Below are 13,865 nucleotides of genomic sequence, written 5' to 3'. Positions count from 1 at the left end.
GACTATTGCCCCAAATTCTTCACGATATCATCAAGAATTTTCTCGGATCCGAGGAATCCGCGTGATAGAGACCAGTCACGACGCTCTACAGTAAATACTTTCTTGTTAGCTACAGCGTCAATTTTCTGCCATAGCGGATTTGTTTCCCATTGCTTAACAATCGTTTCTTTCTCCGTTGGCATCAGGAATAGCACTTGCGGATTTGCTTCTACGAGCTGCTCAAGTGTAATTTGCGGGTAGGCGGCAGCATTTTTAACTGGATCCGTGTAACCAAGCATCGCTAGGAAAGAACCGCTGTAAGCGTGATCTGAGTGTGCGAAGAATCCTTTGGGATTCACAACCGCTGGAAGTACGCGAAGGTTTGTAGCGGTTAGTTTCTTTTTCACTTCATCAACTTTAGCTTGGTGTTCAGCCAGACGTTTCTTGCCTTCCTCTTCCTTACCGACAGCCTTGGCGATAATGCCAACGTTTTTCAGCATTTGATTGTAGTCGGCTTGGAAATCATCCAATACCAGAACAGGCGCGATACCTTTAAGTTGGGCAATGGCATTCTTATGTTTGTTAATGTCAGCAATGATCAAATCTGGTTTCAATGAGGAAATTAGTTCAATGTTCGGCTCATAACGGGACCCTACGGACTTGTAGGTTTTGAGTTGGGCTTTGACAGAATCCATCAATAGATCCGGGCTGTCATCATCTGCAACACCAACCGGCTGTACGCCTAATGTGACGAGGGTGTCCGTGAATCCGAATTCCATAGCTACGATGCGTTCAGGTTTCTTAGGTAGTTCAAGTGTTCCTGTAGCATCCTGTACGGTGATTTTACCGTCCGTCTGAGCGGCAGGTTTCTGGCTTGCTGCAGCAGACGTTGTTGCTGCCGCGGATTCGATATTCGTAGATTTGCCGCAAGCCGCTAGGCTCAGTGCAAACACGGTGATCAGTGCAAGCAAGCTAAAACGTGTAAAATAGTGTTTCATTTTGTTGACTCCCCCATGACAATGATTATTATTCTCATTTGAAATAATACGCTCAATTTCCGCGTAAGGACATGTCTGATTTGCATAATCAGCATGTCTAATATTTAGATTAATTTTGATTGGCGACGAATTCCGACGGGGAGGTGCCGGTCTTCTTTTTGAATACTTTGCTGAAATGGAAATAGTCGATGAATCCGACACGTCCTGCCACTTCTTTGGCCAGTAAATCGGTGTGAAGAAACATTTGTTTCGCTTTCTCAATACGCAGGGTATACAAGTAATTCATCATCGTCATCCCGGTTTGTTTTTTAAAAAGAACGGTAAAATAGCCGACACTCATGCCTGCCCGTCTAGCCAGCATCGGAAGCGAAAGCTCCAACATATAATGCTCGTTCATATAGGAAAGGATCTCTTCAATGGATTCGCTGGATGACTTCTTGTCCTGAGTTAAATGAGATTCATATAGATAAATGAAAAGAATACGCTCCAGCATCATGCGCTTTCGAATCGTCTGAGCAGCTATTTCCTCTGCCGATAGTGGATGGATATCCTCCGTTGTGCGGAGCAGCTCGTCCAACATATAGTGGATTTTGATTTCACTCAAGGTTGTGAGAGGGCCATACAAGGACCAGGGGTAACCGTCAGGTATCATCCTGTAGGTGATAACGATGTATTCGGCGGTTTTGGTTTTGGGAACTTGTATCGTGTAGGGACCATGCTCGGGATGGCAAGCATAGGCTTGCGAACAAACCGACGGTTCTTGGTTACTTTGATGCAGCGTTATATGACCGCGACGAACAATAATAAGCTGGTACATGCCAGCTGGACATCCGAGTGTAAGGGAGGTGCCGCAGGTCTCGATTTGCTCAATGATCGGGACGAGGGGGATAAGCTGTTGAAAATTCATATTCGGAATCCTTTCCAATCCTAGAAAATGCTTTCTTTGATAGTGACACAGAAAGGAGTTTGCAACAAGTGGAGAAAATATGCAAATGAGGGCGAGTTCCGGCCGAATCTGGCGAAATAGCGTCTCCTGAGTCCGTTACAAAATGTGGGCTACTTGGGGGGCTGGTGGATGAGCTGCATTGGTGGGATTTGTGGCACTTTAACTAGTTGTGGAACTGGTGGATAAAGCTGCGACTGGTGGGAATTGTCGTACTTTAACTAGTTGTGGAACTATTGGCGGAGTTTTTTAATCGCTAACTTGGCACGTGTGAGCAACAGCCGTCGGCTAACGGACTGAGATGACGCTATTTGCTGTTTGTAGGAGTGGATTCGCATCTAACGGACCCAGGAGCCGTTATTGGCCCGAAAATGTCCGAAACAGCAGCAAAATCCGTGAATAATGTCTCCTCGGTCCGTTAGCAACTGGAAATAGACCAAATCTGGCGAAGTAGCGTCTCCTGAGTCCGTTACGGAATGGTAGCTACTTGGGGGCTAGTGGATAAAGCTGCAATTGGTGGGTATTGTGTTACTTGAACTAAGCTACCTGAGAAGCCAGCCAAAAGGAAAAAGGCCGTCTCAAAAGTAGAAATCTCTACTTTCGAGACAGCCCTCGACATACGCCGACTCTAAGCTGCAATTATAAGGCGTAGACGCTTCTCATGATGATTTCGGGCAGTTCAGCTTGCTGAGCGTAGTACTGCTCCGGTGTGATACTGCCGCTGGACAGGCGCTCATCGAGCTGTTCAATGAGCTCGGCGAGCTGAAGATCAATTACTTTTTGAACGTCGACCTTATTCGCCTCAGCGATATCGGCCAGTGACAGCCCATTATATTGGGCATTGTAAATGTCTTCCTCGGAAGCCAGCCCAAGAACGTGGAGCAAGTCATATTTTGCGGTTATAAGTTGTTTTTCCATCATAGATACCACCGTACACAGGTTATAGTCCAGCTGTTGGATTCAGCTGGAGGTTGTGTTCCCAAAAGGGTCCTGCTCCAGTATATGCAGGCGTTCACGATATGGCTTGGGGACTTACCTTATTACACCAGTTTGGTGGGATTGAATCACGGAAAAAGAAAAAAAGAGCTATCCCTGCCAAGCACCTATAATGATGCCGCCGATGACATAGGCCACCAGGTGGTAGCCTACGGTGATGAAGTACAGCGGGAGCTTGGCGTTTTCAAATAGGTAATTCATGCCGATTTTCAGAGAGATACTCAGACCGATCAACGCGCCGACCGCAAGTCCGGATACCCAAGTGGTTTCAGTGCCCATTGTCAGCAGCAGAGCCAGAATAAAGCAACCCCCAAGAGCGGTTAATGCAGTAAGGATGTAGGTGAGCGGGCCACCTCCGGACATCTCGTCCATTTTAAGATTACGCTGCTTAGCCCATGCATGACCGAATAAGACGGGCGAATACCACAGGAAACCGAGCACCATCGTGACCGCTGTAGCAACAAGCACAGCAAGATAGTTCACTTCTAATAAATTCAAGATAAACCCTCCACTAATCATGTATGTTAGATCTTTTACAGACGAATTGTATCGTGGCGCTTCATTCTTGTAAATGAAGTTTCTCTTCGATCTGGTACGAAAGTATACCATCGACCCCCCGCCAAGGTAGTAGTAATAAATTACTCTTGTGTGGGAAGGCGCAAAATGGATGCTGAGCTACAATAAATTTGTAAGCAAGTGCAGAACACGAAGGAGGCAGGGCAGCGCGATGATCCGTTTAAAACGAAAAGTGATGATCGGTTCATTGAGCCTCTCGACTTTCCTCATCATGAGTACGGCCTATGCCTACTCCGATGCGAGCTTGCCGCTGCAAAACTGGTACAAGGCGAGTTTTCAGACGGGCAAGAGCGAAGTGAATAGCAAAGCTATTCGTGCTTTGAACGAAAGCAGACAAGCCATGCAAGCACGGGCCGATGAGATGCGCTCAAGCCATGCCGCCAGACTGAAACAAGTTCAGGACGTCCAGAGTCAACAAGCGAGGAACCGTGTAGAGGCGGTTAGGCAAGACTACGTCAGCCAAATTGAAAGTAAAGCGGAAGAGCTGATGAAGACAGAAGGGCCGGCCCAATTTGACAAGTATGTTCTTGCTTCGAACGAGAAGCTTGACCGTGAAGTGGATCAATTGACCATCCAGGTGCTTCAGGAATTAACGTTAACGCCGGGCAAGTAGTCAGTCATTGTGAATTATGATTCAACAAATAAAATGATGCCAAGGGAGATTGATGAACGATGAAAGCATTGAAAAGTAAATTAGCAGTTGGGGTTATCGCAACAGGATTAGTAGCGGGTATGGGGACAGCTTTTGCTGCAACAGATGCTGGCGGACAGCTTCAAAGCTGGTATAACAGCGCCACTAAAGTAACAAAAGCTCTAGTAGCCGGAGATGTAGCAAGCTTCGTCGCTTCCAATAACGACAAGTTGGTTTCGGATTACAAAGCGATCAACAATGGTGCTGTTAATGATGTGAAAACAGCGGGCACAACAGAAACGACGCAAACACAAGGGGCTATCAACGGTCAAGTAACGGCGTACTCCAATTCCATTGACGCTAAAAAAGGAAGCATTGTAGCTAGCATGCCTGGCGAGTACGACAAAGTCGTAAATGATGCCAACAACTTTAACAATGGTGTTATTGATGGCCTTGGATTTGCCGGCAAATTAGACATCATCCACGATGTAAACGAGCAAGGTAAAAAATCCTTGAATGCTCTTGAAGCAGGCGTTGCAACAACGCAAGCGCAAGCAGCGGCGACATTGACTACGAAAATTGAAACGACAAAAACAGAGCTCAACAACTTGCTGAGCCAAGAAAGAACAGCAGCATCCAAAGAAATTAAAGATAACTTAACGGCTAAAATTGCAGCTAAATTGGCAGAACTTCAAAAACTTGCTGATGATCTGGAAGCAGCTAACATCAAAACAATTACAGATAAAGGCGACGCTCTTGAAGCTTCAGGTAAAACAGCTCTAGAGAACATCGTACTTAACGGTTTGAAATAATAAAATGCCATAAGCGGAGGGGCCCCGGTTTCGGGGCCATACGCTTACTTTGAGAAAGGGAGGAATGAACATGATGAGGAGAAATGAGAAGAAGCGTAAGGTGAAGTCCAAGCAGATTGTCGCAGCCGGAATTGTTTCTTTAACTGTCGTTCTCACGGCGTCCGCCGGAATTTCCTATGCGGATATGGATATTGCCGGTGCAATGGCTTCTTGGTTTAACAAGAAGACGGAGCAGGTCATCCAAGGATTGGATCAATCCATGAAATCAGAGACGGATGCGCAGAAGGAATTGTTAAAGAAAGAATTGCAGCTTCGACTTGAAGCATCCACTAGAAGTCTTCAATCTTTCACTGATACGCAGAAACAGCTTTATCTGCAGGCACTCGAGCAGCATGCACAATACCTGCTTGCCGGCACGGAGGTCAAAACGGAGCAGGACCGCAAACAAATTTTGGATAAGCTGCAAACCATTCTCGACAGCGCCAAAGATGCCATGGATTCATTAGCAGGCAGCTACGTACCGCCGGCTATGGTGTTCACGCAGAGCCCGCCTATCATTTTGGTTGCGCCGCCACCTAGCGCACCAGCGATACCACCGGCAACACCGCCAGCAGCACCACCGTCTGTAGTACCGCCGACTGCACCACCTTCAGTGCCACCTGCGTCACAATCGGAGATCCAACCGCCAACGGTCATTTCGGATGTCTATGGGCAACAGCGATAGGATGCAACTGTAAGTCATGTCACGTACAATCAATCATAATTTAGCGAGAAAGTTAGCGAGGGTGGGAAAGTATCATGGCAGATGAAGTTTTGGCACGTAAGAAGCCGGCAGCGACTAAGCATAAAAGTGAATTCTGGGGTTGGGTTCGATTCATTTTACTGCTCTCTCTAGCCTTTATATTGATTAATAACATGATAGGACTGACGAGGGTTTCTGGTAATTCCATGAATCCGACGCTGCAAAGCGGCAATGTTCTGCTGATGAATAAAGTATCGCTATTTTTTAAAACGCCGAAGTATGGCGATGTGGTTGTAATCAAGGATGATCGGTTAGAATTCAGCATTATTAAACGTGTCATTGCCGTTCAAGGCGATCGCGTATTCATTCGAGATGGCGTCATCTACGTCAACGAAACACCGCTGCCTGAGCTGTATACAGCCGGCAAGTCGGAAAATATGGACGTACAGACGATTCCAAACGGCTACCTGTTCGTAGTTGGAGACAATCGCAACTTGGGCGAAAGCAAGGATAGCCGTGACCCCTCGCTGGGTCCTGTACACATCAAAGATGTGAAAGGTTATGCCGTCTTCTCGCTGCTGCCGATGCATCGCATTGCTGAGCCTCTTGACCTGTAAAGCCAAAAAAAGATCCGGCGGGTTATCCCGGCGGATCTTCCTTTATGTATAGGCGATTAACGCTGCATTTCGAATTGAACCAGCCCTTTGGATAAGGCGTACAAGGCGGCTTGCGTCCGATCCGCTAGTTCTAACTTGGCCAGAACCTGGCTTACGTGCTTCTTGACGGTAAACTCCGTGATATAGAGGGCGTTAGCGATTTCCTTGTTCGAGCGGCCTTTACCGAGCGACATCAACACTTCAAGTTCTTTGGGAGTCAATTCAGACAACTCTTGCTTTTCCCTGCCTGATTTATGCTCCATGATCGACCCCATCAACACCGGATCGTAGTACTTACGACCGCGAGCGACAACTTCAATGCCGTACAACAAATCTTCTGGAAACGCTTCCTTTAAACAGACGCCTTCAATTTGCATGGACTGTGCGAGCTGAAGCTCACTTTGCGTAATGGACGAAGTCAAAATGATATATTTACAAGCATGTCCTGCCCTGCGTGCCTCTTGTATGAAATCGATGCCGTTCTCATTTCCCAAATTTAAATCTACGAGCACAAGATCGGGGTTTGTCTGATCAAGAAGCCGTAGAGCTTCCTTCGTATTCGCTGCTTCCCCAACAATATTCATGAACTGACCAGATGAAACAATGGTACAAATACCTTTGCGTACAAGCGGATGGTCATCAAGGATAATCATATTCATCGATTGGTTTCCCTCCAAAATGATGCGATCTATGATATACTGAAACTAGGTATAATTTCCTAGTGCTTTTTACCTATTATTGTAGTTGACTGCTTCATTGTATAACAAATGCAGTCGAAAGACCATTAAGAATTGATAAAGTTTAGGAGTATTTGTCGATGTTTCTAACTACCAAATCAAGCTTGTATGTTTTTTTTGGAGGCAGATGGGTGCTGCTGTTGATGGGGCTCCTGATTTATACCAAATCGGGGAACGTGACACCGGGATTGTTGTTGGCTGCCGTTCTTTTTCACACGGCCTACAGTCTGTTATATCTTTTTAAAATGGGTAAAAAAGCCGCGATTGCGGCATCTGCTGTGGATATTAGTTTTGGGATTTACCTGCTTTGGTTAACAGGAGGGTTGTCCTCACCGTTCTTAATCTACTGTTTTACCGGCTTATTAATGGTCAAGCGCTTCGTGACATGGCGGGGGTATTACCGGATCTCTTTTTGTTATGCGCTTTTACTCCCGTTGATCTTTGCGCTGACTTCTGATGCGGCCGCGTACATCTATCTGCTGAACCATTTTGATTATAGCTTTGTTATCCTTGGTTACTTTTGTTTGATAAGTTTTGCGCACTACACTATCCAAGCAGTGCGTAAACAGTATCGCAAGATGGTGATGATTTATTCCTCTCGTTTTATGGCTCGGCAGCCGAGGAAGCAGGGGGGTATTCTTTATTTAGAAGGTCTGCTCAAGAAAATTTTGGATGAGCGTGAAGTCATGCTCTGTATGGAAAGAGATAGACAGAACGAGAAGGCGCTGAGCTGGAAGCATACCTATTTCACGAACTATATGAAGCAAAATGCATCGCTGCACGGTCAGAGGATGTACGCCCAATTGCCTTCTCCTACAGGTGAATTAGAGTCGCTGTACATCCAGACACTGCTCGATCGGGGCGGGAAATCGTATGGCTGGCTGTTGGTGAAGGCGGAGAAAAATGAATTATCCATCCTGCACAAAATGTACATCCAGTTCATTCTTATGAGGCTGGAAGCCATTCATTTCAGCGACGAGGAGCTGCTGGAAGCAGAGGAAGCAGCGGTCGCGATAGAGCGCAATACGATCGCACAGAACATTCATGACGGCATTACACAAGAGCTGTTCTTCATCTCCATTCAGCTGTTTCAGTTGAAGAATGCCCTACCCGCGCATGCGCGAGATGAAATGCTCCCTTATGTCATCGAGATCGAGAAGAAGGTGAAAGAAAGCCACCGCGATATCCGGCAATTCATAACGGAGCTTAAGGACGAAAAAAGAACGCTGAATCTCCATTACGCGATTGAAAAAATGCTGCAGCGCATCACAGAGAACACGGGAGTGAAGCCGATTTTTGAACATGTCGGTTGGGTTTCGCAAGAACAGGTGGACGTCGAAGGTGCGATCTATCACTTGGTGGAGGAAGCGGCCAATAACGTCATCAAGCACGCAAAAGCGAAGCATCTTCACGTTATGATTGAAGTTACGAGTGTGCAATGGACCGTTATGATTAAGGATGATGGAATCGGAATGAAGTCCGAGGACAGGCATCAAGAGGGAAGGTTCGGACTGGGCGGCATGGAGAGCCGGATTAGAGCCTTGAATGGCTCAATCACATTCCAATCTGAGGAAGCCGTAGGAACAACAGTTACCGCATATATACCGCGCGAAAGGAGTACTGCTTATGTATAAAGTCATTATTGCTGATGACAGTTCCATTGTAAGGGCAGGTCTTCGCATGCTGTTGGGCAGCTGCGGCGCTTACGCGGTAACCAGTGAGGCTACCAATGGCAGTGAAGCTATTGAGCAAGCCCTCTCCATCGTGCCGGATCTACTGTTGACGGATCTCAAAATGCCCGGCATACCGATCATTGAAGGTGCGAAGGCACTTAAGAGCATATATCCGCAGATGAAAATCATTATCCTGACCGCATTTGATGAAAGTGAGGATATTTATCGTGCTTTTCAAGCCGGTGTGGACGGTTATTTAATGAAGGATACGAGTCCAGAGGTCATATTATCGACCATTGAAGAGGTCATGAAAGGAATTTCTTATTTCCAATGCAAAGAGTACGGAACCTACCCCGTCTCCAAAAGGAGTTCGCTCATATGAACATGCAGCGCCTCGAGAATCAGCCCGTCGATCAACTGATGATGTTCATTATCGCAAGTATGGCTTCGTTATGCACGATTGGCGGGATACTCTACTGGCTCGTTATCCGAGACTCGGAATCTTATCTTTATATGGTAACCTCGCTTACCGTGTCGCTTTTCTGTTGGGGAATTCTTGTGATTCAAAAGAACTTGCCCAAAGAGAATGTGTATACAAAGCTCATATCTCCAATCATTATCTTTGTTGTTGTTGTCGTGACTACGCTGTACAACCCTTTGTCCTTATGGCACATGTGGGTGGCGATTGCCTTTTGTCCCATTCTGCTTAGTTTGCTGGTAGATTCCAAAATATATGTATACGGCTGCCTCATTATTATGATGTACGTCGTACTTCTCTCTATATTCGGGCCAACTTCCGTTATAGTTGGAGACATTTCACCGATTATTGCTGCAATAACCAGAGGTGTATATACATTTGGAAGCGCGATCTTGGGAGGGGTCATCCTTGTTTCGCGCAATCAGTTTAAAAAACGTGTCGAGGCTTTGGCTTTCCAGCAGCAGAAACAGCAGGTGATTAACCTTCTGCAAAGCTTTATTCCCGTTGGGGAGCGGAAAACCCAGACATCACGGAAAGAAATCGGAGAGATGAGCATGCTGCTCAAATCACTGGTGAAGGCATATGGGGGAATGCGCGTACAGGACTGGGAGATTGATCTGCTGTCGCTTCTGCATTTTGTTAGCAGGGTCAAGCTGCCGGATTATATGTTCGAAAAGGAAGGCAAGCTGTCCGAATTCGAATTCGAAGTCGTTCAGGAGCACTGCTACATGGCCAAGGAATTATGCGAAGGCATCCCTGACTTTCAAGAGGTGGAGAAGGCGTTCCTGTATCATCATGAAAAAGTGGATGGCACCGGCTACCCGTATCGGCTTGCTGGGGATCAAATCCCTCTGCTATCGCAGATGCTAGGATTAGTGGAAGTATTCCTGGCGCTAACGACGCCGCGTTCCTACAGGGAAGAGATGTCCCAGCGGGAAGCCTATGCCGAAATTCAAAAGCTGGTGGGGCACTCGTTCCGCGCGGATATCGTGGAGATTTTCGGCAAAGTCATTGATTGATCCGATTAGAGGATTGGTGCCGAGCATCCAATATTACCCTGCTCGAATCACGCCTACTCCAGCCTTTCCTGTGGAATATTAGTAACAGTCTATGAAGGCTGAACTCAACCACAGAAGGCAAGGAGTGAATCTGCACCCGTGAATTACATCCGTATCCTTACCGTCGTGATTGCGATGCTGCTCGGACAGGCCACGCTCGTATCCGCTGACGGGTCTTATCATTTCGGCTTCAAAAAAAGCACCAACGGACAGCGTCCTTCCATTGATGAAGAAGGCTTCAAGAATCTGTTGAAGCAGCATGGGGCTATCTTTACAGGTGATTTAGCGGTCAAAGAATTGTACCTCACGTTCGATAATGGGTATGAGCAGGGGTATACCGGCAAGATTCTGGACGTGCTAAAAGAAAAGCAAGTGCCAGCCATCTTTTTTGTGACCGGCCATTACATCAAAACCGAGCCGGAACTGCTGAAACGCATGGCGCAAGAGGGGCACTTGATTGGCAACCATTCTTGGAGCCATCCGGATATGAGCCAAATTTCCGCCGATCGGATCAAGAAAGAGCTCGATCAAGTGAGGGATGGCGTGAGCGCTGTCACTGGACAGAAGGAGATGCATTATTTGCGCACGCCGCGGGGCATCTTCAACGGTCAGTCGCTAGCCGTCAGCCAGCAGCTTGGCTACACGAACGTGTTCTGGTCCATTGCGTACCGCGACTGGGAGCCCAAGCAGCAGAAGGGCTGGGAGTATGCGTATAGAAATGTGATGGCGCAACTGCACCCTGGCGCGGTGATTTTGCTGCATTCCGTATCCAAAGATAACACGGAGGCGCTGGCCAAAATCATTGACGACGCCAGAAGTCAAGGCTATCAGTTCAAGAGCTTGGACGAGATGAAAACTCGTACACCGTAAAATGAAAAAGGATGCCCCATGGGCATCCTTTTTTGCTGCTGGTCGTGGAGGCAGCCGCCTCTGTCTTCACGTACAGTGGAATAGATGGAAGGATACGTTAAGCTCCTTTAGGCTTGCTCAAATAGTTCTCAACCGTCGACTGCGATTTCTTATCCTGCAGCCATGTGGTGGAGAGGGAAGCCAGTTTCTGAGTGGTGATCGCCGACTTAATATCTTCTTTTTTCTCCTCCATTGTAGGGGTGGAGGCTGCTTTGTGGTCTGTTACTTTAATGATGTCGTAACCCGTGCTTGTCTTAACAGCGCCGCTGGTTTCGCCAACTTTTAAAGCAAAGGCCGCGGTATCGAAAGCTTCGTCCATATTGCCGCTAGAGATGTAGCCAAGGGATCCACCATTATCTTTGGTAGCTGTGTCTAAAGATTTGCTTTTAGCTACCGTGGCAAAGTCGGCCCCATTTTTCAAATCGGCTATAATAGCATCCGCCTCTTCTTTCGTCGCTACGGAGATGTGAGAGGCTTGAACTTGCTCAGGAACCTTCAAGGTTTCGAGGTTTTCATCGTAATATTTTTTGATTTCATCATCTGTAATTGTGATTTGAGGCGTTAATATCTTTTTCAAAAGGACCTGCGACTTCATGCTTTTCTTGAGATCGTCTATAGTCATACCGTAAGAAGTGAGCGCTTGTTGAAATTCAGCGTCAGAGCCATAAGAGCCTTTTACATTGGCAACTTCTTTATCAATATCTTCGTCGGTGACGGTGATGCCTGCTTTTTGACCTTCTTGATTAATGAGCTCTTCAGAGATCATGGAATCAAGAGTCTGCTGACCGCCGCTAGCGAGCATAGCTTGATATAACTGTTCGGAGTTGATGCTGACACCATTGACTTTGGCGACGGGCTCTACTGTCCCCGCGCTACCCGCAGCGTGTTTAGTTGGTGGGTAGAAAGCGATATATGCGATAAGGCAGATCAGCAGTACAGCTGATACCCATTTCCATGTGCGATTAGATCTTATTTGTGTTTTATTCATATTTGCTCCCTTCAGTATGTGTCTCTGGATGACATGGTTCTATTATGCCTATGGAATCTGAAGCCCACATGAAGTCTAACTGAATGTTTTATGAAGGCTTAACCGGTTTCTGGAAGGAGTAAAGGTTTCTACCTTCATATTTAATTTGTATGCAATTTAATTGTTGACAAATTTAAATGAAATTGATATGATCTGTTCATAAGGTTTGCATCAAATTAATTTGCTAACAAAACGATGGTAAGAAATGAGAAAAGAGAAATAAGAAATGAGAACTAAGAAATAAGAAATACGAAATAGACAACAAGCAATCAACAATAGGAAATAAACAAATATCGATGAATAAAAGGAGGCATTTGTATGCACCACAAATCGATCATTATCGGAACAGGCCCGGCCGGATTAACGGCTGCGATCTATTTAGCGAGAGCGAGCATGGAGCCGCTTGTCATCGAAGGCATACAGCCTGGCGGTCAATTAACCACTACAACGGAGGTGGATAACTTCCCAGGGTTCCCGGACGGTATTATGGGCCCTGAACTGATGGACAACATGAGGAAGCAGGCGCTGCGCTTCGGCGCTAAAATCCAGTCAGGGCGCGTGACGGAAGTGGATATGTCGAAACGGCCGTTCACGTTATTTCTAGAAGGTGGGGGTCAACTGACGGCGGATTCAATCATTATCTCTACAGGCGCTTCAGCTAAGAAGCTGGGCATCCCCGGCGAATCTGAGAACATCGGAAAAGGAGTCAGCACTTGCGCCACTTGTGACGGATTTTTCTTCAGAAATAAGAAAATTATCGTGATTGGCGGCGGGGATACCGCGATGGAAGAGGCACAATTTTTGACCAGATTTGCATCTGAAGTGCGCGTCGTGCATCGTCGTGATGATCTGAAGGCGTCGAAAATCATGCAGGATCACGCCCGCGGCAATGAGAAAGTGGTTTGGAGCCTGAACCGCACCCCGCTGGAAGTAGAAGCCGGACCGCTTGGGGTCAAAGGGCTTAAAGTGCGCAACAACGAAACAGGCGAAGAAGAATTGCTTGAAGCAGACGGCATCTTCCTGGCAATCGGTCATACGCCGAATACAGGATTCTTGGGTGGTCAACTGCCAACCGACGAACTCGGTTACCTGCAGGTCATCCCGGGAACTTCCAAAACAGCGATACCAGGCGTATTTGCCTGCGGTGATGTGCAAGATCACATTTACCGGCAAGCCATCACTTCAGCAGGCAGCGGTGCTATGGCGGCACTAGATGCTGAGCGATATAATTCAGTAAATGCTGTTGCTCTTGTAAGCAGCAAATAACCAACATCAAACAACTTAAATCCTAGGAGGAATTAATCATGTCAGTTAACCAAATTTCCGATGCAACCTTTCAAAGTGAAACAAGTAGTGGAACCGTGCTCGTCGATTTCTGGGCACCTTGGTGCGGCCCTTGTAAAATGATCGCTCCGATCTTGGATGAACTCTCCGCCGAGGTTGGCGACAAAGCCAAAATCGTAAAAATCAACGTGGACGACAACCCGGAGTCCGCTGCTAAATATAACGTCATGAGCATTCCAACATTGCTAGTTTTCAAAGACGGGCAAGTGGTGGATCAGCTGGTAGGCGTGCAACCCAAAGAGAAACTTAAAGCTGTAATCGAGCAAGCTTAATCCCTTTTCCCAGCATCAAAACATATAAACGACA

16 protein-coding genes are annotated in these 13,865 nt (G+C 46.8%); 10 read left to right on the top strand and 6 right to left on the bottom strand.

Annotated features, from left to right (window positions below; genetic code table 11):
• Nucleotides 1-2: 2 nt before the first annotated feature.
• The 4 genes from RQP52_RS28975 to RQP52_RS28960 form a co-directional block, all read right to left on the bottom strand.
• On the bottom strand, nucleotides 3-977 hold the full coding sequence (locus tag RQP52_RS28975) for an ABC transporter substrate-binding protein (protein ID WP_315955072.1): 975 nt from the start codon (nucleotides 975-977) through the stop codon (nucleotides 3-5).
• Between the two features lie 109 nt (nucleotides 978-1,086).
• Entirely contained in the window at nucleotides 1,087-1,884 is a 798-nt protein-coding gene (locus tag RQP52_RS28970) for an AraC family transcriptional regulator (RefSeq protein WP_315955071.1), read from the bottom strand.
• Between the two features lie 675 nt (nucleotides 1,885-2,559).
• On the bottom strand, nucleotides 2,560-2,838 hold the full coding sequence (locus RQP52_RS28965; protein ID WP_315955070.1) for a hypothetical protein: 279 nt from the start codon (nucleotides 2,836-2,838) through the stop codon (nucleotides 2,560-2,562).
• 168 nt (nucleotides 2,839-3,006) lie between these two features.
• A complete protein-coding gene (locus tag RQP52_RS28960; RefSeq protein WP_315955069.1) occupies nucleotides 3,007-3,435 on the bottom strand; it encodes a DUF1761 domain-containing protein in 429 nt (142 codons plus the stop codon).
• Between the two features lie 208 nt (nucleotides 3,436-3,643).
• Here RQP52_RS28960 and RQP52_RS28955 point away from each other — a divergent pair, with 208 nt between their 5' ends.
• From RQP52_RS28955 to lepB, 4 genes are all read left to right on the top strand, one after another.
• A complete protein-coding gene (locus RQP52_RS28955) occupies nucleotides 3,644-4,105 on the top strand; it encodes a hypothetical protein (protein WP_315955068.1) in 462 nt (153 codons plus the stop codon).
• Between the two features lie 59 nt (nucleotides 4,106-4,164).
• On the top strand, nucleotides 4,165-4,935 hold the full coding sequence (locus RQP52_RS28950) for a hypothetical protein (protein WP_315955067.1): 771 nt from the start codon (nucleotides 4,165-4,167) through the stop codon (nucleotides 4,933-4,935).
• A gap of 70 nt (nucleotides 4,936-5,005) precedes the next feature.
• Entirely contained in the window at nucleotides 5,006-5,659 is a 654-nt protein-coding gene (locus RQP52_RS28945) for a hypothetical protein (protein ID WP_315955066.1), read from the top strand.
• A gap of 74 nt (nucleotides 5,660-5,733) precedes the next feature.
• Entirely contained in the window at nucleotides 5,734-6,294 is a 561-nt protein-coding gene (gene lepB, locus RQP52_RS28940; RefSeq protein ID WP_315955065.1) for a signal peptidase I, read from the top strand.
• A gap of 56 nt (nucleotides 6,295-6,350) precedes the next feature.
• On the opposite strand, the gene RQP52_RS28935 is transcribed toward lepB, so the two are convergent.
• Complete coding sequence (locus RQP52_RS28935) at nucleotides 6,351-6,992, bottom strand: response regulator transcription factor (RefSeq protein ID WP_315955064.1); 642 nt, start codon at nucleotides 6,990-6,992, stop codon at nucleotides 6,351-6,353.
• A 158-nt stretch (nucleotides 6,993-7,150) separates the two neighbouring features.
• On the opposite strand from RQP52_RS28935, the gene RQP52_RS28930 reads away from it, so the two are divergent.
• The 4 genes from RQP52_RS28930 to pdaA all read left to right on the top strand — a co-directional run bounded on the left by RQP52_RS28930 (nucleotide 7,151) and on the right by pdaA (nucleotide 11,149).
• Nucleotides 7,151-8,704 carry a sensor histidine kinase gene (locus RQP52_RS28930; RefSeq protein ID WP_315955063.1) on the top strand — a complete coding sequence of 518 codons (1,554 nt, stop codon included), beginning with the start codon at nucleotides 7,151-7,153 and terminating at the stop codon, nucleotides 8,702-8,704.
• Entirely contained in the window at nucleotides 8,697-9,125 is a 429-nt protein-coding gene (locus RQP52_RS28925) for a response regulator (RefSeq protein ID WP_315955062.1), read from the top strand. Before RQP52_RS28930 ends, RQP52_RS28925 begins: the two co-directional genes overlap by 8 nt.
• A complete protein-coding gene (locus RQP52_RS28920) occupies nucleotides 9,122-10,240 on the top strand; it encodes an HD-GYP domain-containing protein (protein WP_315955061.1) in 1,119 nt (372 codons plus the stop codon). The genes RQP52_RS28925 and RQP52_RS28920 overlap by 4 nt, the downstream gene beginning before the upstream one ends.
• A 174-nt stretch (nucleotides 10,241-10,414) precedes the next feature.
• The gene (gene pdaA, locus RQP52_RS28915) at nucleotides 10,415-11,149 is read left to right on the top strand and encodes a delta-lactam-biosynthetic de-N-acetylase (protein ID WP_315955122.1); all 735 of its coding nucleotides are present in this window, start codon (nucleotides 10,415-10,417) and stop codon (nucleotides 11,147-11,149) included.
• A gap of 97 nt (nucleotides 11,150-11,246) precedes the next feature.
• On the opposite strand, the gene RQP52_RS28910 is transcribed toward pdaA, so the two are convergent.
• Nucleotides 11,247-12,176: a peptidylprolyl isomerase gene (locus RQP52_RS28910; RefSeq protein ID WP_315955060.1), complete on the bottom strand. Its 930-nt coding sequence runs from the start codon at nucleotides 12,174-12,176 to the stop codon at nucleotides 11,247-11,249.
• A gap of 357 nt (nucleotides 12,177-12,533) precedes the next feature.
• Between RQP52_RS28910 and trxB the strand changes: the two genes are divergently transcribed.
• Entirely contained in the window at nucleotides 12,534-13,481 is a 948-nt protein-coding gene (gene trxB / locus RQP52_RS28905) for a thioredoxin-disulfide reductase (RefSeq protein WP_315955059.1), read from the top strand.
• Between the two features lie 38 nt (nucleotides 13,482-13,519).
• Nucleotides 13,520-13,831 (top strand): thioredoxin, encoded by a 312-nt coding sequence (gene trxA / locus RQP52_RS28900; protein ID WP_315955058.1) that lies wholly within the window; start codon nucleotides 13,520-13,522, stop codon nucleotides 13,829-13,831.
• Nucleotides 13,832-13,865 lie beyond the last annotated feature (34 nt).

It is taken from the genome of Paenibacillus violae (assembly GCF_032461945.1).
Lineage (GTDB): Bacteria > Bacillota > Bacilli > Paenibacillales > NBRC-103111 > Paenibacillus_E > Paenibacillus_E violae.
Note: the sequence above shows the minus strand (reverse complement) of the source record. Positions and strands in the feature narration are given on the sequence as shown.